This is a genomic window from Pseudomonas sp. CFBP13508, from assembly GCF_005233515.1.
Taxonomy (GTDB): Bacteria; Pseudomonadota; Gammaproteobacteria; order Pseudomonadales; family Pseudomonadaceae; genus Aquipseudomonas; species Aquipseudomonas mercuritolerans.
Map to the genome: position 1 here is coordinate 35,103 of NZ_QFZZ01000016.1, position 22,343 is coordinate 57,445.

The 22,343-nt window shown below is 60.6% G+C and carries 16 protein-coding genes; 9 read left to right on the forward strand and 7 right to left on the reverse strand.

Translation table 11 applies throughout. The annotated features are described in order from the left end of the window. Positions 1 to 54 precede the first annotated feature (54 nt). Positions 55 to 1,509, forward strand: coding sequence for a TrkH family potassium uptake protein (locus tag PspCFBP13508_RS26995; protein ID WP_038363735.1), 1,455 nt, complete (start codon positions 55 to 57; stop codon positions 1,507 to 1,509). Here the strand turns inward: PspCFBP13508_RS26995 and PspCFBP13508_RS27000 are convergent. Further along, a complete protein-coding gene (locus PspCFBP13508_RS27000) occupies positions 1,466 to 2,527 on the reverse strand; it encodes an AraC family transcriptional regulator (protein ID WP_202883387.1) in 1,062 nt (353 codons plus the stop codon). The genes PspCFBP13508_RS26995 and PspCFBP13508_RS27000 overlap by 44 nt on opposite strands. Positions 2,528 to 2,692: 165 nt before the next feature. Here PspCFBP13508_RS27000 and PspCFBP13508_RS27005 point away from each other — a divergent pair, with 165 nt between their 5' ends. Both PspCFBP13508_RS27005 and PspCFBP13508_RS27010 read left to right on the forward strand, forming a co-directional pair. Next, entirely contained in the window at positions 2,693 to 3,004 is a 312-nt protein-coding gene (locus PspCFBP13508_RS27005; RefSeq protein WP_130910813.1) for a DUF962 domain-containing protein, read from the forward strand. 14 nt (positions 3,005 to 3,018) lie between these two features. Continuing rightward, entirely contained in the window at positions 3,019 to 3,609 is a 591-nt protein-coding gene (locus PspCFBP13508_RS27010) for an HD domain-containing protein (RefSeq protein ID WP_056783723.1), read from the forward strand. 110 nt (positions 3,610 to 3,719) lie between these two features. Here the strand turns inward: PspCFBP13508_RS27010 and PspCFBP13508_RS27015 are convergent, their stop codons facing one another. After that, the gene (locus PspCFBP13508_RS27015; RefSeq protein ID WP_137216256.1) at positions 3,720 to 4,535 is read right to left on the reverse strand and encodes a UDP-2,3-diacylglucosamine diphosphatase; all 816 of its coding nucleotides are present in this window, start codon (positions 4,533 to 4,535) and stop codon (positions 3,720 to 3,722) included. A 217-nt stretch (positions 4,536 to 4,752) separates the two neighbouring features. Here PspCFBP13508_RS27015 and PspCFBP13508_RS27020 point away from each other — a divergent pair, with 217 nt between their 5' ends. After that, on the forward strand, positions 4,753 to 5,646 hold the full coding sequence (locus PspCFBP13508_RS27020) for a DMT family transporter (protein WP_137216257.1): 894 nt from the start codon (positions 4,753 to 4,755) through the stop codon (positions 5,644 to 5,646). Here the strand turns inward: PspCFBP13508_RS27020 and PspCFBP13508_RS27025 are convergent. After that, the gene (locus tag PspCFBP13508_RS27025; RefSeq protein WP_016771139.1) at positions 5,640 to 5,927 is read right to left on the reverse strand and encodes a SelT/SelW/SelH family protein; all 288 of its coding nucleotides are present in this window, start codon (positions 5,925 to 5,927) and stop codon (positions 5,640 to 5,642) included. The genes PspCFBP13508_RS27020 and PspCFBP13508_RS27025 overlap by 7 nt on opposite strands. Positions 5,928 to 5,998: 71 nt before the next feature. Between PspCFBP13508_RS27025 and PspCFBP13508_RS27030 the strand changes: the two genes are divergently transcribed. Then, the gene (locus PspCFBP13508_RS27030) at positions 5,999 to 8,188 is read left to right on the forward strand and encodes a patatin-like phospholipase family protein (RefSeq protein ID WP_137216258.1); all 2,190 of its coding nucleotides are present in this window, start codon (positions 5,999 to 6,001) and stop codon (positions 8,186 to 8,188) included. Positions 8,189 to 8,315: 127 nt separating this feature from the next. On the opposite strand, the gene PspCFBP13508_RS27035 is transcribed toward PspCFBP13508_RS27030, so the two are convergent. The 3 genes from PspCFBP13508_RS27035 to recQ form a co-directional block, all read right to left on the reverse strand. Beyond that, on the reverse strand, positions 8,316 to 10,127 hold the full coding sequence (locus PspCFBP13508_RS27035; protein ID WP_137216259.1) for a FimV/HubP family polar landmark protein: 1,812 nt from the start codon (positions 10,125 to 10,127) through the stop codon (positions 8,316 to 8,318). Between the two features lie 127 nt (positions 10,128 to 10,254). Next, on the reverse strand, positions 10,255 to 10,689 hold the full coding sequence (locus PspCFBP13508_RS27040) for a MarR family transcriptional regulator (protein ID WP_016771142.1): 435 nt from the start codon (positions 10,687 to 10,689) through the stop codon (positions 10,255 to 10,257). Between the two features lie 322 nt (positions 10,690 to 11,011). Then, a complete protein-coding gene (gene recQ, locus PspCFBP13508_RS27045) occupies positions 11,012 to 13,141 on the reverse strand; it encodes a DNA helicase RecQ (protein ID WP_137216260.1) in 2,130 nt (709 codons plus the stop codon). A 406-nt stretch (positions 13,142 to 13,547) separates the two neighbouring features. Here recQ and PspCFBP13508_RS27050 point away from each other — a divergent pair, with 406 nt between their 5' ends. From PspCFBP13508_RS27050 to ptuB, 4 genes are all read left to right on the forward strand, one after another. Then, positions 13,548 to 14,135, forward strand: a complete 588-nt coding sequence (locus tag PspCFBP13508_RS27050; RefSeq protein WP_016771143.1) for a YecA family protein — start codon at positions 13,548 to 13,550, stop codon at positions 14,133 to 14,135. A gap of 10 nt (positions 14,136 to 14,145) precedes the next feature. After that, positions 14,146 to 14,541, forward strand: coding sequence for a YbaN family protein (locus tag PspCFBP13508_RS27055; RefSeq protein ID WP_130909958.1), 396 nt, complete (start codon positions 14,146 to 14,148; stop codon positions 14,539 to 14,541). Positions 14,542 to 14,665: 124 nt separating this feature from the next. After that, positions 14,666 to 16,057 carry an AAA family ATPase gene (locus PspCFBP13508_RS27060; RefSeq protein WP_130909959.1) on the forward strand — a complete coding sequence of 464 codons (1,392 nt, stop codon included), beginning with the start codon at positions 14,666 to 14,668 and terminating at the stop codon, positions 16,055 to 16,057. A 13-nt stretch (positions 16,058 to 16,070) separates the two neighbouring features. Next, positions 16,071 to 16,718: a retron Ec78 anti-phage system effector HNH endonuclease PtuB gene (gene ptuB, locus PspCFBP13508_RS27065; protein WP_130909960.1), complete on the forward strand. Its 648-nt coding sequence runs from the start codon at positions 16,071 to 16,073 to the stop codon at positions 16,716 to 16,718. Between the two features lie 309 nt (positions 16,719 to 17,027). On the opposite strand, the gene PspCFBP13508_RS27075 is transcribed toward ptuB, so the two are convergent. Continuing rightward, positions 17,028 to 22,343 (reverse strand): VCBS domain-containing protein (locus PspCFBP13508_RS27075; protein WP_137216261.1); only part of this gene is annotated, 5,316 nt, incomplete at its 5' end.

Genomic DNA, 22,343 nt, shown 5'->3' on the forward strand with positions numbered 1-22,343 from the left:
GCCTTGCCCCGCAGGTAGAATGGCGCCCTTCTCCCACCAGCCCGAGCGGATTTCATGGCGTTGCCGACCTTACGGATCATTGGTTTCATCATCGGCATCTTCCTGATCACCCTGGCTGTGGCCATGGTCGTGCCGATGGCCACGCTGGTGATTTTCGAGCGCACCAGCGACCTGCCGTCGTTCCTCTGGGCGAGCATGATCACCTTTGTCGCCGGCCTCGCTCTGGTGATACCCGGCAGACCCGAACACATCCACCTGCGCCCGCGCGACATGTATCTGCTGACGGTCAGCAGCTGGCTGGTGGTGTGCATCTTCGCCGCGCTGCCGTTTCTGCTGACCCAGCACATCAGCTACACCGACTCGTTCTTCGAAAGCATGTCCGGCATCACCGCCACCGGCTCCACCGTGCTCAACGGCCTGGACAACATGTCGCCGGGGATTCTGATGTGGCGGTCGCTGCTGCACTGGATCGGCGGCATCGGCTTTATCGGCATGGCGGTGGCGATTCTGCCGCTGCTGCGCATCGGTGGCATGCGCCTGTTCCAGACCGAATCCTCGGACCGCTCGGAAAAAGTCATGCCGCGCTCGCACATGGTGGCGCGGCTGATTGTGGCGGCCTACGTCGGCATCACCATTCTCGGCAGCCTGGCATTCTGGTGGGCGGGGATGAGCCCGTTCGATGCGATCAACCACGCGATGTCGGCGATTTCCACCGGTGGTTTCTCGACCTCCGACCAGTCGCTGGCCAAATGGACGCAACCGGCGGTGCACTGGGTGGCCATCGTCATCATGATCCTCGGCAGTCTGCCGTTCACCCTGTACGTGGCGACGCTGCGCGGCAACCGCCGGGCGTTGATCAAGGATCAACAGGTGCAGGGTTTGCTGGCGATGTTGCTGGTGACCTGGCTGGTGCTCGGCACCTGGTATTGGTGGACCACCAAGCTGCATTGGCTGGAAGCGCTGCGGCATGTGGCGCTGAACGTGACCTCGGTAGTCACTACCACCGGTTTCGCCCTCGGCGACTACAGCCTGTGGGGCAACTTCTCGCTGATGCTGTTTTTCTATCTGGGCTTTGTCGGCGGTTGCTCAGGTTCGACCGCAGGCGGGATCAAGATTTTCCGTTTCCAGGTCGCCTACATCCTGCTCAAGGCCAACCTCAATCAGCTGATCCACCCGCGCGCGGTGATCAAGCAGAAGTACAACGGTCACCGCCTCGACGAAGAAATTGTCCGTTCGATCCTGACCTTCTCGTTTTTCTTCGCCATCACCATCTGCGTGATCGCCCTGCTGCTGTCGCTGCTCGGAGTCGACTGGATGACCGCACTGACCGGCGCCGCCAGCACCGTGTCCGGCGTCGGCCCGGGTCTGGGCGAAACCATCGGCCCGGCCGGCAACTTCGCGACCCTGCCGGATGCGGCGAAATGGATTCTGTCGTTCGGCATGCTGCTCGGCCGACTGGAGATCATTACGGTGTTTGTGCTGTGTATTCCGGCGTTCTGGCGTCATTGACCGCGTCCGGCACCTGCGTCAGGCGCAAGCGGTATTCGCCGGGTGTGGTGTCGAACCAGCGGCGAAACGCGCGGAAGAAGTTGCTCGGGTCGGCAAAGCCCAACAGGTAAGCGATTTCCAGCAAGGTCATGCTCGGTTGCGCCAGATATTGCTCGGCCAGCTCGCGCCGGGTGTCGTCGAGCAACTGCTGAAAACTGGTGCCCTCCTCCTGCAAGCGCCGCTGCAACGTACGCTGCGACAGGTGCAGCGTCTGCGCCACGGTGTCACGCTTGGGCTCGCCCTGGGGCAGCAAACGACACAGCACCTGACGTGCCCGGTGCGTCACGCGACTTTCGGAAAACCGCGCCAGATATTCCCCGGCAAAGCGATCATGCAACAGCGCCATGGCTTCATTGGCGGTCGGCAGCGGCGCCTCCATATCGGCACGTTCGAAGATCAACGCATCGTAAGGCGCGTTGAACACCAGCGGTGCGTGAAAGGCTTCTTTATAGGGTTGCAGGTTTGTCGGCTGATCGCCCTGAACCAGCACTTTGACCGGGTGCAGCGGACGCCCGGTCAGCCAGCCGCACAGCGCCAGTGCACATGCCAGTGACGCTTCGGCACTCTGCCGGGTCGGCGGCAGATGATCGCCGTGCACGGTGAGAATCAGCGCGTAGCCTTCGTCGAGCAGGCGAAAGCTCAGGTCAGCGCTTTCGGCAATGATTCGTTGATAGCGCACCAGACGCTGGAAGCCTTCAGCCAGCGTGTTGCTCGACATCAGCGCATAGCCGGCGACGTGAAACGATGCCGGGCGCACCACTTTGCCCATGTTCAGGCCGATCGCCGGGTTGCCGGAAACCTCCACCGCGCGCTGCCAGAGCCGGGTCATGGAATCCTGCGGGAAACGCGCATCCGGATCTTCGAGGGCACTGAAGTCCAGCCCCAGTTGCTTGAACAGAACCCGGCAATCCAGGCCGTCCATCTCCAGTGCTTTGACAATCCCCATCGCCCAGCTTGCAGAAGTCGTTCGTTCGCTCATGGTTGTTATTCTTTTACATGACGGGCTGCAGATAACCGCCCTATTTGCGAAGGATACTAAAGTGGCGCCGATTGTCACTGGCCCACGCCAATGATCACTCTAGACTCAAATAAGCTGCCCGACGCACAACTTGTCGCCAGAACAATCACCACAGAGAGCGCGGTCGTGGAAAACATCAAGCAGTTCAACAGCTTCGCCGAGTTCTACCCGTATTACCTCGCCGAGCACAGCAACAGCACCTGTCGTCGTCTGCATTTCATCGGCACGTCTCTGGTCATCTTCATTCTCGCGCTCAGCATCGCCAAAAGCGCCTGGCTGCTGTTGCTGGCCCTGCCTCTGGCGGGTTACAGCTTTGCCTGGATCGGCCACTTCTTTTTCGAAAAAAACCGCCCGGCGACGTTTCAGCATCCGCTGTACAGCCTGCTCGGCGATTTCGTCATGTACCGCGACATGATTCTCGGTCGCGTGGCGTTCTGAATGAGGGTCTGCCCATGAATGCCCATGCTCGCTTCACCCATATGAAGGACGGCACCGAGGAAGACTGGGCGATCATCGCCGCTGATTTCAGTGCCTATGCCAGACAGCTGCCGTCGCGGATCCTCGCGCATCTGAAGCTGCTTGAGGGCGACTTCGGCGGTTTCCCCGTGGATCGCCTGACCCACTCGTTGCAAACCGCGACCCGCGCCTTTCGCGACGGGCGTGACGAGGAATACGTGGTCTGCGCGCTGTTGCACGACATTGGCGACACCCTCGGTTCGTACAACCATCCGGACATCGCCGCAGCGATTCTCAAGCCGTTCGTGAGTGCGGAAAATCTGTGGATGGTGGAGAAGCACGGCATCTTTCAGGGCTATTACTTCTTTCATCACCTGGGCATGGACCGGCATTTACGCGAGCAATTCAAGGATCATCCGCAGTTCCACGCCACTGCCGAGTTCTGCGCCAAATACGACGCGGCGGCGTTTGATCCGGCGTATGACACGCTGCCGCTGAGTTTCTTCGAGCCGATGATGGAAAGGCTGTTTGCGCAGCCGAAAAACTCGATTTACAAAGCCGCGATGCAAGAACACAGCCCGGCCTGAGAACACATGTGGGAGCGAGCCTGCTCGCGAAAGCGCTGTATCAGGCACAGAAGTTTCGTCTGACGCTACGCCTTCGCGAGCAGGCTCGCTCCCACAGGGTGCTTTTTCGCTCAGGCGATCTCGGCAATTTTGGCAGCTTTCAATTCCGCCTCCCGCGCCTGCGCATCCGCCAATCGATACAGCTCGATCGTGCCGTCCCAATGCTCGATCAGCGCCGTGCACGACTCGACCCAGTCGCCGCAGTTGAGGTAGTCCACCTCCCCCACCTTGCGAATCTCGGCATGGTGGATATGTCCGCAAACCACGCCATGCAGTTCGCGCTTCACGCATTCGTGGGCGATGGCTTCTTCAAAGTCGCTGATGAAACTCACCGCTGTCTTGACCTTGTGTTTCAGGTAGGCCGACAGCGACCAGTAACCGTAGCCATAACGGGCGCGCCAGTGATTGAGCCAGCGGTTGAGCGTCAGGGTGAATTCGTAGGCGGAGTCGCCAAGAAACGCCAGCCAGCGGTGATAACGGGTGATCACGTCGAACTGGTCGCCGTGAATCACCAGCAAATGCCGGCCATCGGCAGTGACATGCACAGCTTCGTCGACCAACTGGATATTGCCCAGAATCAGTTTCGAATAGCGCCGCAGGAATTCGTCATGGTTGCCGGTGACGTAGATTACTTCGGTGCCGCGCTTGCTCATGGTCAGCAGTCGGCGGATGACGTTGGTGTGCGCCTGCGGCCAGTACATGCCGCTGCGCAGTTTCCAGCCGTCGATAATGTCACCGACCAGATAGACCTTGTCGGCGTGGTAGCCCTTGAGAAATTGCGACAAGTGCTCGGCCTGACAATCCCGGGTGCCCAGATGCACATCGGAGATCCACAGGGTTCGCACCCGTTGTTTGCGACTGGGTCGGGCGAGCTCGGCGCTGGTCATGGGCAACCCTCTGCGATGTTTTCGCCAGCTTGCGCGCGCGCCGTTAATCGCCCGTGACAGGCGCGAGTCAGTCGTGTGACAGCGCACATCGTTGAAAAATTGAGGAATCGGATGACAGACGCGACGGCGACAGCGCTTTAGACTGGCGCTCTTTTGATGAGTGTTCCCACGCTCCTGCGTGGGAACGATCAAAACTGTGTCTGGATTAAGGATTGCAATGACTCCGCGTACCGCCCTCGGCGCCCTGCACATCGGCGCTTTGATGTTCGGCCTGACCGGTGTGTTCGGCAAACTCGCTGCCGCATCGCCGGCGGTCATCGTGTTCGGCCGCGCTGCTTTCGCCGTGCTTGCCCTGGCCTTCTTCGCTCGATTCGCCAGCCAGAGCGGCTGGCAAAAGCTGCAAGCAGTGGACTGGCGACGCCTGGCGCTGAGTGGTGTGTTGCTGGCCGGGCACTGGGTGAGTTTTTTTGTTTCGGTGAAGATCGCCGGGGTAGCCATTGCCACCTTGGGCTTTGCCAGTTTCCCGGCGTTCACGGTGATTCTCGAAGGGCTGATCTTCCGCGAACGCATCCGCGCCAATGAAATTCTCCTGGTGGTATTGGTCAGCGTCGGTCTGGTGCTGGTAACCCCGGCGTTCGATCTGGCCAGCGGCGCCACCGTCGGCCTGCTCTGGGCGGTACTGTCCGGCCTGCTGTTTTCTCTTCTGTCGCTGACCAACCGCGCCAGCTCCGGACGCATCCCGGCGGTGCAGGCAGCGTTGTGCCAGAACGTCGTCGTGGCCTTGTGTCTGTTGCCGGTCGCGGCGCCGCAGTTGAGTCAGGTTCGAGCGCTGGACTGGTTGTGGATCGCCCTGCTCGGGGTGTTCTGCACGGGCGTGGCACACAGCCTGTTCGTCGCCAGTCTGGCGGTGATCAAAGCGCGCACGGCGGCGGTGGTGTTCGCCATGGAGCCGGTCTACGGCATCACCATCGCCTGGCTGCTGTTCGTTGAAACCCCGACCCTGCGCATGCTCATCGGCGGCGCGCTGATCATCGTCGCGATCGTGGTGTCGGCGCGGATGTCAGGCTCGGCCGACAAGAAAACCGTCGCCGCCGAGGCCGCCTCTCACTGAGTGCGGTCGTTGTGACCGAGGTCGCGGTCGGGATCGATCTGATCGCGCACCCGCTGTTTCAACACCTTGGCCTCGGGGAAACCACCGTCGGCCTTGCGCTCCCAGATCTGCACGCCCGCGCAGGTGATGTGAAACACCCCGCCGGTGCCCGGCACCAATGACACTTTGCCCAGGTCGTCAGCGAAGGTGCTGAGCAGCTCCTGGGCCAGCCACGCCGCGCGCAGCAGCCACTGGCATTGGGTGCAATAAGTGATGACAACTTCGGCTTTGGCGACGGTCATGATCGCTGAAACTCCTGAGACAGAGGGCGCCGCTATAATAGCCGGCTTTACCGCTTGCCCCGAGACTCACAATGCGCCGTTTGCTGCTCTGCCTGCTGCTTGGTTTCCTTCCCCTGCTGGTTCACGCCAGTGAAGCGCCACGACCGAAAGTCGGCCTGGTGCTGTCCGGCGGCGCTGCACGCGGGCTGGCGCACATCGGCGTGCTCAAGGCACTGGAAGAACAAGGCATCAAAATCGATGCGATTGCCGGTACCAGCATGGGCGCGGTGGTCGGCGGCCTGTATGCCTCGGGTTACAAGATTGACGAGTTGGAAAAACTCGCCCTGAGCATCGACTGGCAAGCGGCTCTGTCCGACGCCCCGCCGCGTGAGGACGTGCCATTTCGCCGCAAGCAGGACGACCGCGACTTTCTGGTGAAGCAGAAACTCAGTTTTCGCGACGACGGCAGCCTCGGCCTGCCACTGGGAGTGATTCAGGGGCAAAACCTCGCACTGCTGCTGGAAAGCCTGTTGGCCCACACCAGCGACACCCGCGACTTCGACAAGCTGCCGATCCCGTTTCGCGCGGTGACCACCGACATCGCCAATGGCGAAAAAGTGGTGTTTCGCAAAGGTCACCTGCCGCAGGTGATCCGCGCCAGCATGTCGATCCCGGCGGTGTTCGCCCCGGTCGAGCTCGACGGGCGCCTGCTGGTGGACGGCGGCATGACCGACAACATCCCGCTCGATGTCGCGCGGGAGATGGGCGTCGACATCGCCATCGTCGTCGATATCGGCACACCGCTGCGCAATCGCAAGCAACTGACCACGGTGGTGGATGTGCTCAATCAGTCGATCACCCTGATGACCCGGCGCAACTCCGAAGAACAACTGGCGACTCTGCACGCCAACGACGTGCTGATTCAGCCTGCGCTGGCCGCGTTCGGCGTGACCGATTTCGGCAAGGCTCAGGAGATGATCGACGCCGGTTACCGCGCCACGCGGATCCTCGATGCGCGCCTGGCGCAACTCAAGCCCACTGAAACCCAGGACGCCGAACTCAACGCCGCGCGCCAGCCCGGACAGCGCACGCCGATCATCACGGCCATTCGTGTCGAGAATGACTCGAAAGTAGACGATGACGTGATTCGCTATTACATCCGCCAGCCGATCGGCGCGCCGCTCGACCTCGGCCGCCTGCATTCGGACATGGGCACGTTGTACGGTCTCGATTACTTCGATCAAGTGCGTTACCGCGTGGTGCACAAAGGCCAGGATCACACCCTGGTCATCAGTGCCAGCGGCAAGCGCAGCGGTACCGATTATTTGCGGGTCGGCCTCAACCTGTCGGACGACATGCGCGGCGACAGTGCTTTCAACCTCGGCGCCAGTTACCGCGTCAACGGCATCAACCGCCTCGGCGCGGAATGGCTGACCCGGGCGCAGATCGGCGACAAGCAGGAGCTGTACAGCGAGTTCTATCAGCCGCTGGACGTCGGCTCTCGCTACTTCGTCGCGCCCTATGGGTCGTTCGAGGCGCAGAACGTTGACTCGGTGCTGGATAACGATCCGATCGCGCAGTATCGCGTCGAGCGTTACGGCTTCGGCCTCAACCTTGGGCGGCAGATCGGCAACAACGGTGAAGTGCGACTCGGCATTGGGCAGGCCTGGGGCAAGGCTGACGTGCGCATCGGTGATCAGGATCTGCCGAGCGAAAGTTTCAACGAAGGCTTCTACACCGTGAAGTATTCCTACGACTCTCTGGACAACGTCTACTTTCCACACGAGGGCAAGGACGTCAGCCTGACCTTTACGCAATTCGAACCGGGACTGAGCTCGGACACGCGCTATCGTCAATGGGAAGTGAATTTCGACAAGGCCATGAGCCACGGGCCGGATACGCTGATACTCGGCGGGCGCTACGGTCGGACGCTGGACGATGCCAACGTGGTGACTTCGAGCTTCCTGCTCGGCGGCGCGCGGCAGTTGTCGGGGTTCCGTGAGGATGCGCTGTCCGGGCAGAACGTCAGCCTGATGCGCGCTGTGTATTACCGTCGCCTGACGCCGCGCTCATACCTGCCACTGGACTTCCCGCTGTACGCCGGCGCCTCGCTGGAGCGCGGTCGGGCGTGGAACAACGACAATGAATTCGACAGCGGCTACATCAATGCCGCGAGTGTGTTTATCGGCTTCGATACGCCGCTGGGGCCGTTGAATTTCACTTATGGGTTGAATGATGCGGATGAGCAGGCGGTTTATCTGAATCTGGGGCAGACGTTCTGACGTGAGACGGTGTTGGCCGATCTGACGCCTTCGCGAGCAGGCTCGCTCCCACAGGGAGAGCGCATTCCATTGTGGGAGCGAGCCTGCTCGCGAAAGCGGTCCAGGATGAACCCGAATCCGTTGGCGCTCAGCGAATCCCCGCCAACAACGTCCTTGCCGTCTGCTTCAACGGCTCGTCCCCTTCCCTGAGCAACTCATTGAGCAGCGCGATCGCACTGTCGATGTCGCCGTCGTCGATACAGGTTTGCGCCTGTTCGAGCTTGCCGGCGGCTTCGGTGTCGGTTTCGGTTTCGGTGGACTCGGGTAATTGCAGATCCAGAGGTTCCAGCACCAGCGACGTCTCGGGATCGCCGAACTCATTGAGGAAGTCATCGTCGAGCGGCTGGGCGTCGGGCTCGGGGATCCATTCAAGTTCGGCTTCTTCGCCAGATGCAGCCTGTGGCAGTTCAAAATCGACAGGCAGCACTGACAGGCTGGTGCCCAGTTCCGGATCATCGATCGGCGGTGCGGCGGAATCGACGCGGCTGTCGTTGAGATCCCAATTTGAATCCATCGACAGCTCTCCCAGATTCAATTCGAAATCATCCTCCGCGGGGCTGAGCGTCGATGCGAGCGGCGCACCGACGGTCGCTGCCGTGGCCACGGGCAGCTCGGGCGCCACTGGCGGTGTTGCCAACGCCGATGCGGCGCCCGCCAGTTTTGGATGGCGCGCGCGTGCTTCGACCAGTTCGCGGTCATCAACACCGAGGGCACGCAGATGTTTTTCCTGCTGTTCATAAGTGTCGCTGTCGCCCTGCCGCCCCAGTACTTCAAGGAGCTGCAAACCAAGATCGGTGCGCTCCGGTTCCTTGTGCAAGGCATCGCGCAACATGCCGGAGGCTTCGCTGAGGCGGCCGTAGGCCAGATAGATGCCCACGGCCTCCAGCACGTCGCCGGCACCGGGTTCGTCGCGATGATCGGCGCCCGCGTGCGAACCGACGGATTGCTGCAGTTCGGGCTCATCGACGTCGTCTTCGGCGCTCACCGGCAATAGCGGCAGCGCCGTGCCATCTGCTGTCGAACGTTGCTGACGGCGGCGTATGAGCAACGCTGCCAGCACCCCCAGCAGCAATATCAGTCCACCGAGCAATGGCCAGTTCAGCCCCTCGTCTGTTGACTCGACCGGATCTGAAACAGCGACCGGAACCGGCGCGACCACGGGCGGTGGCGGTGCTTTCTGCACTTCGGCCAAGCGGGTTTGCAAGTCGTCGATCTGCTTCTTGCCGTCGGCAATCTGCACTTGCTGCTCTTGCAGCCTGAGGTTCTGTTCGTCGATGGTCTTTTGCAACTGCTGGGTCAGCAGCACGCTGGCGGCCAGTTGCTCGGCCTGCGCATCGTTGGCAACTGCCGCTGGCGTTGGCGGCACAGGCGCGGCAGTGCGTTTGCCCTGGGCAGCCTGGGGCGGCGCGGTAACCGGTTCGACGGTTGGAAATTCAGAAGATTGCGGGCGAGGATCCGGCTCGTCGGTGGCGGGCACGATGCCAGGCGAGCCCGGCGGATCGATCAGCACGGTGTACTCGCGCAGCAGACGGCCGTTGGGCTGATCGAGTTGCACGAGGAAATTCAGGAAGGGTTCGTTGACCGGCTTATCCGAGGTCACCCGGATCATCTGGCGGCTGCCGCGCAGGATCGGAGTGAACTTGAGATCGTTGAGAAAGAACACCCGCTCGACGCCGGCCCGGCCGAATTCATCGGCCGAGGCCAGGCTGGCCGAGAGATCGTTTTGCGTCAAAGTGCCGACATCGACCAGCGCGATGTCGGCCTTGAACGGCTGATTGAGGCCTGAGTGAACAGTGATTTCGCCCAACCCCAACGCCATCGACCAGGTCGAATAGCTGAATACGCCAGCGAGCAGCAGCCATTTGGCGCCCCCGCGCAGCACGTGCCGACTTGCGAGCATGAGCATCCCTTAAATAAGCAAAACCGGTTTCTATGCGTTCGCACATCCGGTACGAACACGATATTGCCCAGTAGTTCTTATAGTCCGCTCAGCGCGATCTCTCAAAAAATCGCTGCCGGGATGTGCCTCAAGATTTTTCCAGGTTGGCCAGAATGTGCCCGTGCACGCGCATGCACACCTTCAAATCCGCCTCGTCGACGCCTTCGAACAATTCGTGGCGCAGCTGCGTGGCAATGGTTTCGATCTGTTCGATCAGGGGCAGCGCAGGTGCGCAGAGAACGATCTTTTTCGCCCGACGGTCTTCCATCACGGATTGGCGTTGCACCAGTCCCTGGTTCTCCAGACTATCGAGCAAGCGCGCCAGGGTCGGGCCTTCGACGCCGACACTCTGCGCCAGTTCGCGTTGGGTCGGCGCCTCTTCAAAACGCGCCAGGTGCAGCAGCACCAGCCAGCGCGCCTGTGAAAGGCCCAGCCCGGCGAGACGACGATCCAGTTCGGCACGCCAGCCACGAGACATCTGGGCCAGTTGCATACCAAAGCGATGTTGATCGGTTAACGGCATAAAACACTCACGGTTAGACTGAAAATACGGAAAATCTAATTATTAGTCAGCTAAGCATGGGCGGCAGTTATAGGCAAGAGTCGCTCTGTACTGAATCGTTACAACTGCGCGAAGATCAAAAGCCCCTCACCCTGGCCCTCTCCCAGAGGGAGAGGGAACTGAGTGGGGATGCTCTTAAAATTCGCCGACCTGACAGCGCTGTGCTGAATCCATAATCGACTCGATTTTGCGGGTCGACATATGACACCAGACACCGCGGTCGGCTCCCTCTCCTCGGGGAGAGGGCTGGGCGGGCGGCGTTCCGATGAGGGGTCGGGCCAGATTACATCTCGAATTCAGACTGCAACGCCGCCCGCACGCAATACAGCACGCCTTCAGGCACACGCCCGGCAAACAATTCCGCCACTTCAGCGACGGACGGCAACTCGCCCTCACCATCGAGGAACGCGTCCTGCACTTCGCCCATCAGTTCCTCAGGCAAGTCCAGCGCCTGCTCCAGCGACAACTGCTGCTTGCCGATGGCTTCGGCGAGCATGGCGTAGACGTTCTTCTCCGAGCACTGCAACTGCCCGGCGATCTGCAGCGGGGTCATGCCGGCGCGGGCCAGGATGATCAACTCGTGACGGACATCGGCGACCACCTTCGGCGCCTCCGCCTCGCCGCCGAGCACTTCGAGGAAGGCTTCGCCGTAGCGTTCCAGCTTGCGCGCGCCGACGCCGCTGACCCGGGCCATCTCCGCCAGCGAGGTCGGCTGGCTGCGGAGCATTTCCAGCAGCGTCGAGTCGGGGAAGATGACATATGGCGGCACGCCGTGTTCTTCGGCAAGCTTGCGCCGTAGTGCGCGCAAGGCTTCCCACTGTTCGCGTTCTTCGCCGCGCACCAGTTGGCTGGCCTGGCTCTTGCTGCCGGTCTTGGCGGTGACTTGCGGTTTCAGGTCGCGGCGCAGTTCCAGCTTCACTTCGCCTTTGAGCAAAGGCCGGCAACTGTCATTCAAGCGCAGACCGCCATAACCCTCGTGATCGACATCGGCCAAGCCACGCGCCACCAACTGGCGGAACAGCGAGCGCCACTCGCTCTCGCTCAACGCCTTGCCCACGCCAAACACCGACAAATGCTGATGGCCGAAGCTGCGCACCTTTTCGTTGTCCTTGCCCAGCAACACGTCGACCAGATGCCCGACGCCATAACGCTGACCGGTGCGGAAAATCGCCGACAACGCCTGACGTGCAGGCTCGGTGGCGTCCCAGGTCTGCACGCCGTCGACACAGTTGTCGCAGTGCCCGCATGGCTCGGGCATGTCTTCATCGAAATAGGCCAGCAACGCCTGACGCCGGCAGCGGGTCTCTTCGCACAGCGAGAGCATGGCGTCGAGCTTGTGCTGCTCCAGACGTTTATGCCGTTCGTCGCCTTCTGAGTTCTGCAGCATCTGCTTGAGCATCACCACGTCTTGCAGAGCGTAAGCCATCCACGCATCCGCCGGCAGCCCGTCACGGCCGCCGCGCCCGGTTTCCTGGTAATAAGCCTCAAGGGATTTCGGCAGATCAAGGTGCGCGACAAAGCGTACGTTGGGCTTGTCGATGCCCATGCCGAACGCCACCGTGGCAACCATGATCAGGCCTTCCTCGTTGAGGAAGCGCTTCTGGTGATAGGCGCGCAAATCGTTGGGCAGACCGGCGTGATACGGCAGCGCCGGGAAACCCTGTTCGCTGAGGAACGCCGCAACTTCTTCGACCTTCTTGCGCGACAGGCAATACACGATGCCGGCATCGCTGCGCCGCTCGGCGAGGAACGCCAGCAACTGTTTGCGCGGCTGTTCCTTGGGCACGATGCGATAAAAGATGTTTGGGCGATCGAAACTCGACAGGAAGCGTTCGGCGTTCTGCAGGTGCAGGCGATCGACGATTTCTTCGCGGGTGCGCTTGTCGGCGGTCGCGGTGAGAGCGATGCGCGGAACGTTGGGGAACAGCTCGGCCAATTGACCCAGTTGCAGGTATTCGCGGCGGAAATCGTGGCCCCATTGCGAAACGCAATGCGCTTCGTCGATGGCGAACAGGGCGATTTCCAGGCTTTGCAGGAACGCCAGCATGCGCGGCTGGACCAGACGCTCCGGTGCGAGATAGAGCATTTTCACTTCGCCGCGTTTGATCCGCAGAGCGAGGTCGCGCTGCTGCTCGGCACTCAGCGTGGAGTTCAGCGCAGCGGCGGCCACGCCCAGTTCTTCAAGGGTGGCGACCTGATCGTCCATCAGCGCGATCAACGGCGACACGACCACCGCCAGACCTTCACGCAATAGCGCCGGCACCTGGAAGCACAACGACTTGCCGCCACCGGTAGGCATCAGCACCAGCGCATCACCGCCGCTGGCCACGCGCTCAATGATCGCACCCTGACGGCCACGGAAACTGTCGTAGCCGAAGATGTCCTTGAGGACGCGTTGAGCCTGTTCGAGCATAAAAACTCCAAAAATCTACCGATACATCCCTGCTCAGGCTGGTTCAGAGCAGCTTCGGCTGCTTAAACAAAACGTAAGAACACATTGCATGACCAGCGCAGCGCCGGCAGGGATCGCAAAACGCGGCAGTATACCCGAGGCCTTCGCCGCAGAGGGTGCCGCTGAGAAGACACCTGATAAACCTGCCACACACAAAACCCTGTGGGAGCGAGCCTGCTCGCGAAAGCGACCTGTCAGTCGATGCAAAAGTGCCTGATACACCGCCTTCGCGAGCAGGCTCGCTCCCACAGGGTTATTCATCTTTCCAGTAAGGCCGGTAATTCGGGCAAATCTGCCAAGCGGCTGGCTAGAGCGCGCAAGAAGGCCTAGAATTCCCGCATTGTTTATTCCCCAAGGTAGCCCCGTAATGTCCTTCGCTGAGCAACTGACCCGCCTGCAAGTCTTCCTCGACGCCGACGAGCTGCACGACGAGGCGCTGGATTACGTCGCCGCCCACGGTTACCTGACCGCGCTGTCGATCTGCTCCGAAGACGTTCCGGAGCGCGAGTGGATCGACGCGCTGTTCGCCGAAGAGCCGCATTACACCGACGAAGCCCAGCGTGCCGAAATCGAAGCCACACTGATCGGCCTCAAAGCGCACATCGCTCGCCAACTGGCCTCGGATGAAGAATTCGAATTGCCGTGCGAACTGGATCTGGGCGAAGAGCCGGACGACTCCGAACTGCGTGGCTGGTGCATCGGCTTCATGGAAGGCGTATTCCTGCGCGAAGCGGCCTGGTTTGAAACCGCCGAAGAAGAAGTCAGCGAAATGCTCCTGCCGATCATGGTCGGCTCCGGCCTGTTCGACGAACAGCCTGAGTTCGAAGACATCGCCAAGGACGCCAATCTGATGGACGACATGATCGTGCAGATCCCGGAAGCCCTGACCGCGCTGTACCTGCTGTGCCAGGCCCCCGACGAAAAACCGGCGATCCTCAAGCCTCGTCACCACTAAGACCCGGCCTATGGACAACCCCATAGGCAACCGCCCCCTGATGTTGCGCTACGTCCTGCTGGCCATCGGCTGGCTCAGCGTGGCATTGGGGGTGATCGGCATCTTCCTGCCGGTCCTGCCCACCACCCCCTTCCTCCTGCTCGCCGCAGCCTGCTTCGCGCGCAGCTCACCACGCTTCTATCGCTGGCTGGTCGAACACCCACGGCTGGGGCCATGGATTCGCGACTACCTCGAAGGCAACGGCATCCCGCTCAAAGGCAAGGTCTACGCGATCGGGCTGATGTGGGCGAGCATCCTGTTCTCGTGCTATCTGGTGCCGCTGGTTTGGGCGCGAGGGTTCATGCTGACCAGTGCCGTGCTGGTGACGGTCTATATTTTGCGGCAGAAGACGTTGCGCAAATCCTGACACATGCCGTTAGCAGTGAGCAGGTATTCACCTGAATTCAATAACAGTAGAATTTGCGCCACGTTGGCCGACGCAAATACTGCCCCTGCCGTAGCCTGACATCGGTCCACATGGAGGAACGTCTTTGAAACTGATCAGGCTCGAACTGGAAAACTATCGCTGCTTCCCCGCGCTGACACTCGAACTGGATAAACAGCTGACATTGCTGGTCGCACGTAACGGTCAGGGCAAGACGAGTTTGCTGGATGCCATCAAGATTGCGTTGTGGCCGTTTGTACGCGGTTTTGATTTGGGCAACGCGCCTCTGACGGGTATCCAGTCTGACGACGTCTTCTTACGTCCGGTCGATGCGCATCAGATGGAGCCCTCTCTTCCCGCTCGTTTGACGGCGCATGCTGACTTCAAGGGTGCCGAAAGTTATTGGTCGCGCAGTCGCATCAGTATCCGCAAAGGGACTAAAACCCGTAGCGACAAAGGCGCAAGGGCTCTGGAAAACAGCGCCAGAAACCTGCAGCGGCGCATATTTGCTAACGCTTTGAATGACGTTACCGAAACGATCGAACTACCCGTACTCGCTTACTACGGTACGAGTCGTCTCTGGAGGGATAACACTCCGGGGTCAGAGGCAATCGATAACGCTGAGTTCTCGAGGACCTATGGTTACCGAGACAGTCTTGATCCGGCATCCAATTACAAACAGTTCAGCAAATGGTATACGCGAATCTTTCGCAGCTATCGTGAAGAGCAGATTCGCAGCCTGGAACGCGGACGAAGCAGTTCTGAAGTCAAAGATGAGTTCTTGAATCCGGTCAAAGCCATCCAGGCCGCAGTCAACTCAATGCTTGAATCCCGAACCGGATGGCGAAATCTGGCTTACAGCAGTGAGTTCGCGGATCTGGTACTGGAGCATCCAGTCCACGGGACGCTGAAAGTCAGCCAACTTAGCGACGGTATCCGCAATATTGTTGCCCTGGCGGCGGATATCGCCTATCGCTGCATCAAGCTGAACCCTCACCTTGGCATTACCGCGCCGCGCGAATGCACTGGTGTAGTGTTGATCGACGAGATCGATATGCACCTTCACCCAGAGTGGCAGCAAACAGTCGTACCTGATTTGCTTGGCGCATTTGCGAACATTCAGTTCGTTGTGACTACGCATAGTCCGCAGGTGATTTCATCCGTTGAGGCTAAATGCATTCGTATCCTGCACACGGTAACTGACGATAAATCGCAGCAAGTCAGAATCAGCAACGTCGAACAACAAACGCAGGGGGTCGCCAGCTCTCAGGTCCTGGCCTACGTGATGGGCATTGACCCTACCCCGGACAATGAGCCTTCGCGCAAATTGAGTGACTACAAAGCGTTGATTCAGCAAGATCATCATGAATCGCAACAAGGCTTGTTGCTGCGCGAGTTCCTGGATATGCATTTCGGCGCTGAACACCCTGACATGCTTGATTGTAATCGGTTGATTCGACTTGAAAAATTCAAGCGCAAACAACTGACGCAAAAATAAGGAAATCTCAAGCATGCGGAAGTTGATTCGAGGTACGGCTCCAACCTGTCTAGCGAACTATCAGCATGGATCAGATAGATGGGCTGATATGATGCACACGGATAAAGAGCAGATCCGGCAGTGCCTTCAATCGATGCAAGACACACGTTGCGCATACTGCGAAGCAGATATCAGCACACCGGGCAATTCGCATATCGAGCACTTCCGACAAAGACACGGATACCCACAAGGTACTTTCGAGTGGACCAATCTCTTCCACTCATGTTGTCGCGAAGAAGCCTGCGGGAAATTCAAGGACAATTGCCCTCCCTACGATCACCGCAACCTGCTCAAACCTGACGAAGATGATCCGGACGATTTTCTGCTTTTTGTCAGTGACGGCACGATCAGCCCACTTGCCAATCTGAATGATCAATCGCGAATTCGCGCCGTCGAGACGCTGCGAATATACAATCTGGATGCGCAAAACGGAGCCTTGCGGGCGATGAGACGCGAGGCTATCCGCCCCCACCTGAAAACTGCCCAGGATCTGATGGATCTGGCCGGAGATCTTTCGCCAGACGACGTGGCGACATTCCTTCAGGACGAAATCCAGAATACTGAACACCTGCCATTCTCTACCGCCATTCGACACACCCTTTCGAATTCACCAACTGTTTAAAAGACACTCGCAGATACACCTCTCAGGCTACATATCCTTGCGCTTTGGCCTACAGCTACGCCAGCATCCGCCCAATCGGGTGCTGGATAATCTGGAGTTGCCGCAGCAGCAAGCCTCACGATGATCGTTCCTATGCTCTGCGTGGGAATGCCTCAAGGGACGCTCCGCTGTCCAGCTGTGGATGGGGGAAAGCGTCTCGGGCTGCATTCCCACGCAGAGCGCGGGAACGATCTCACATCTGCCCAGACACACAAACCCGCCGCCCCCGAAACAACCGGGGCGGCGGGTTTTGTCGTTTCAGATCTCAGGTCAAACCGTATCCACCTTCAGCGAATGATCATTAAGCATCCCGCTGATGATCGTCGCCGTGTCATGCCCCCCAGCCACCATGCCGCCTGCGCCGGGTGTCACGCCGTAGTGGCTGGCGAGGTTGACGCCGGCCAGGTCGATAGTCTGGTTCGGCGTGCCGCCGGCCATGGCGCTGACGTCGATGCTGGTCATCACCGAGGCGCCGCTGCCGCTGACGGTGAAGTGCAGATAGTCGTCCAGCGACGCGGTGCTGGCGTTTTCGCCTTGCAGCAGTTGCGACAGGTCGAGTTTGTCGGTGCCGGGGGTGAAGTCGGTGATCAGGTCGTGACCGCTGTTGCCCTTGAGCCATTGGAAGGTGTCAGCCCCTGCCCCGCCTGTCAGCGTATTGTTGCCCATGCCACCGATCAGCAAGTCATCGCCAGCGCCGCCATTGAGGAAGTCGTTGCCGAGGCCGCCGTTGATCACGTTGTTGTTGCCGTCGCCGGTGAGGCTGTCGTTGAAGTTCGAGCCGATCAGGTTTTCGATACCGGTCAATGTGTCGGTGCCGGCGCCGAGGGTGTTCTGCGCACCGAGCAGGCCGAGATTGACGGTGACAGCGGCCGTGGCGTGGGCGTAGCTGGCGGTGTCGCTGCCAGTGCCGCCGTCGAGCAGGTCGTTGCCGGCACCGCTGTAGAGCAAGTCGTTGCCGCCGTCGCCGTGCATTTCGTTGTTGCCGGAGCCTGCGGTGAGCACGTCGTTGCCTTCGCCGGCGTTGATCACGTTGTTGCCGCTGCCTGCCACCAGCACATCGTCGCCAGCAGTGCCGGTCAGGGTGTGGCCGTCCTGATAGCTGATGCTGACGTTGGCCGTGTCGCTGCCGCCGTGGTTGTCGTTGGCGGTGTAAGTGCCGTGGTAGTCCGGTGTGATGTCATGGGCCCCGGCGTAGTTGAGGGTCATGGTCAGTTGGTAGTTTTCCGCGGCGTTGGGGTTGCCGCCGCTGTTACCAATATTGGTGATGTGGATCTGGTAGACGCCGTCCGCCGAGGCGGTAAGCGTTTGCCCGTCCGCCAGCGCGGTGTAGGCGCCGCCGTTGAGCGAGTACTCCATGCTGATCCGACCGGCGTCCAGATTGTGATCAAGGTTGAGGGTTTCGCCCTGGCGCAGGTTCACGGTAATGCGGTCTTCATCGTTGGCATTGCTGTTGCTCACCATGCCGAGATAACCGCTGACCACCAGCACGGCAGTCATGGTCGCAGCATTGGCGCTGAAGGCGCTGCGCACGTTGGCCAGGTTCTGATTGGCCGCGCTGTTGCTCTGGTTAGTGAAGCCGATCAGGCCGCTGCCGGTGAAGTCCGCCGCTTTCGACACCCATCCGGTGTTGAAACTGGTTGGCGTGGCGCTGAGACTGTCGCCGTTCGGATCGGTGTCGTTGGCCAGCAACAGCTCACCTGGCACCACGATGTTGCCCGACAGCACGTTGGTGATGACGTGATCGTCCATCGCTACTGGCGGCGCGTTGGGAATCACTTTCACGGTCAACGTTGAGCTGGCCAGATCGCCGTCGTTGTCGCTCACGGTGAAGCCGATGTTTTCGGTGATCACCACTGCGGTGGTTTTCTGCGAGGTGTAGCTGTATTCACCAGTGTCGAGATTGACCACCAGCGTGCCGCTGTTGTTGGTGGCGATGCTTACGGAGTTGTTGGCGGTATTGAAGGTGCCGTGGTTGGCGCCGCCGCTCGCGGTCAACGAACCCTGGCCGCTGAGGGCTTTCGGATCGTAGGTGTAGGTGGTGCCGTCGACCATGATCGACTTGATAAAACCGCCATCAGCGCCGAACGAACCACCGTCACCCAGCAGCGAACCGGTGACCGGCGCGCCTTGAACAGTGCCGGACAGCACCGAGTTGAGCTGGTTGAGATCGGTGACCACCACGGCGTTGGTGTTGGTGTGGCTGATGCCATCGTAGGCCAGCGGATCGAGGTAGGCATTGCTTACGCCGTCACCCAGGCCGATGGCGTAGTTCTTGATGTTGTTGGCATCGAGGAAGTTTTTCAGAGCGGCCTCGTCAGCCGTGCCGATGTCGCCCTCGTTGGGCTTGCCGTCGGAGAAGAAGTAGCCGACGTTCTGTGCCCCGGTGAGTTTGCCGGAGGTGTTGAACGCGGTCTGCATCACCGCCACGGCGGCATCGTAGTTGGTGCCGCCGCCGGCGTTGAGGCCGGCGAGCAATGTCTTGGCAGTAGCGACATCGACCCACACCGTGGTGCGGTCGGCGGCATTGCTGCTGAACGTCACCAACTGCACTTTCACATCGCCCAGATCATCGTACTTGTCGAGCAAGGCGCCAATGGCCTGCTTGGCCAGTGCCAGCCGCGACAGGCCCGGCACCCCAGAGGGATCGGCCATGCTGCCGGAGATGTCGAGGACGATGAGGATGTTCGAATCGATCTCCACTGCGGTAACCGAGCGATCCGAGGCAACGGCTTTCGGCACGTCGTCGACGATGTTCACCACGAGGGTGCTGGTGGTGCTGTTGCCCAGTGCATCGGTGGCTTTGTAGGTGAACGTTTCGCTCAGGGTGTTCGGCCCGTCGTTGGCGCTCGGCGCGGTTTTCGCTGCCGACGTCAGCGTGTAGGTGTAGGTGCCGTCGGCGTTTAGCTGCAGTTGTCCGTAGCTGCCGGTGGCGTTGCCGACCAGGGTGTAAGTGATCGCGCCGCTGCCGCCACTGACCGAACCGACCAGCGTGCCGCTGGCGGTTTCGCCGGTATTGCCCGGATCGCTGCCGGTGACTGTGCCGGGGGCCAGGTCAGTGCCATCCTTGCTCAGGTCGAGGGCTTTTTCATAGACGGTGACGTCGGTGTCGCTGACGGCGACCAGGCAGCTGTCATGCACATCGATGGTGATGGTGGTGGTGCTTTCATCGCCGTCGGAATCGCGCACGGTGTAGGTGAATACATCCACCGCGCCCGGGCCGTTCACCACGTTCGGATTGCTGTGATAGACGGCGTTGCCGTTGGCATCGAGGGTGAGGTAGCCGTAGGTACCATTGATCTGCGAATTCAAACCGCCGACGGCTGAAGTGGAGGTATCGGCACCGGCACGCACGCCGATCACGGCACCGGAAACCGCCGGACCGTCAGCGCCGCCACTATCGTTAGCGAAGACGTTGCCACTGACGGTGCCGCCTTCCGCGACCGAAGCCGCATCCGGATTGGCGCTCGGCAGGTCATCGACGATATTGACGTTGATCTGACCGCTGGCGGTACTGCCATCGGTATCAGTGGCGACCACGTCGAAGCTCTCGCTGAGGCTGTTGGCACCGTTGGCGTTCGGATGAGCTTCATTGTCGACCAGGGTGTAGCTGTAGCTGACCACGCCGGAGGCCGGATCGTAACCGGTGATGGTGAAGGTGCTGCCCAGTGGCGAGACCACCGATTGCGGCAAACCGGCGGCGACGCTATTGCTGATCACCGCAATGCCGCCGACCGTGAGGGTTTGCAGGCCATCAAGCGCAGTGACGGTGAAGCTGCCGCTCTGGGTCAGCGCCGAGGTGTCGGGGCTGCTGCCGTCGCTGAGGTTTTTCTCGTAGACGGTGATCTCGCCGCCCTTCACATCGAGGCCGTCGAGGCACACCGGATCGTCGTTGTTATGGATGTTCAGCACCAGGTTGGCGGTGCTGGTGTCGCCGTCGGCATCGGTGATGGTGTAGGTGAAGGTTTCAGTGCCGTTGCCGCCGCCGTGGAGGTTTTTGAAGTCGGCGTCATTGGCGTCCAGCGAGTAGGTGTAAGTGCCGTTGGCGTTGAGCACCAGCGTGCCGTAAGTGCCAGTGAAAGTACCGGCAGTCACCGGGCCGCTAGCGACGCGGTCGGCGCCTTGCACATCATTGTCGAGAACGTTGCCGGTCAGGGTCAGCTGGGCTTCGGTCGCGTTGTCGGCATTGCTGTCATTCAGCGCTTTCGGCACGTCATCGACGATGCTGACAACGATGCTGCTGGTGACGACATTGCCAAGCGAATCGGTGGCCTGATAGGTGAAGGTTTCGCTCAGGCTGTTGGCGCCATCGTCGGCGTGCGGCGTGGTGGTCGCTGGCGAAGTCAGCGTGTAGGTGTAAGTGCCATTGGCGTTGAGGACGATCTGCCCATAAGTGCCGGTGGCGCTGCCGACCAGCGCATAACTGATCGCGCCGACCGCACCGGTGACCGAGCCGACCAAGGTGCCGGAAGCGGTTTCGCCAGGGCTGTTCGGATCGCTGCCGACCACGCTGCCCGCCGCCAGATCCAGGCCATCCTTGTTCAGGTCGAGGGCCTTTTCGTAGACGGTGACGTCAGTGTCGCTGACGGCTTTCAGGCAGCTGTTGTAGACGTCGATGGTGATGGTCGTGGTGCTTTCGTCACCGTCGGCATCGCGCACGGTGTAGGTGAACACATCCACCGCGCCCGGGCCGTTCACCGTGTTCGGATTGCTGTGATAAATGGCGTTGCCGTTGGCATCAAGCGTGAGGTAGCCGTAGGTGCCGTTGATCTGCGAATTGAGTCCGCCAATGGCCGAAGTCGAGGTGTCGGCACCGGCACGCACGCCGACCACTGCACCGGTAACCGCAGGACCATCCGCGCCGCCGATATCGTTGTTGAGTACGTTGCCGCTGACGGTGCCGCCCTCAGCCACCGAAGCCGCGTCCGCATGGGCGGTCGGCAAATCGTCGACGATGTTGACGTTGATCTGACCGCTGGCGGTGCTGCCGTCGGTGTCAGTCGCGACGACGTCGAAGTTCTCGGTGAGGCTGTTGGCGCCATTGGCGGTTGGATGAGCTTCGTTGTCGGCCAGGGTGTAGCTGTAGCTGACCACGCCGGTCGCCGGGTCATAACCGGTGATGGTCAAGGTGCTGCCCAGCGGGGTGACAATTGATTGCGGGAAGCCTGCGGCCACGCCATTGGTGATCACGGCGATGCCGCCGACTGTGAGGGTCTGCAGACCATCGAGAGCGCTGACGGTGAAAGTGCCGTTCTGGGTCAGCGCCGGGGTGTTGGGGCTGGTGCCGTCGCTGAGATTTTTTTCGTAGACGGTGAGTTCGCCACCGTTGACGTCGAGGCCGTTGAGCAGCACCGGGTCGTCGTTGTTGTGAATCTGCAGAACCAGATTGGCAGTGCTGGAATCGCCGTCGGCATCGGTGATCGTGTAGGCAAAGGTTTCCGTGCCGTTACCGCCGCCGGTCAAGGCTTTGAAATCGGCATCGCTGGTATTGAGCGTGTAGGTGTAAGTGCCGTCGGCGTTCAAAACCAACGTCCCGAACGTGCCGGTGAAAGTGCCCGGAGTAACCGGGCCGGTAGGCACGCGGTCGGC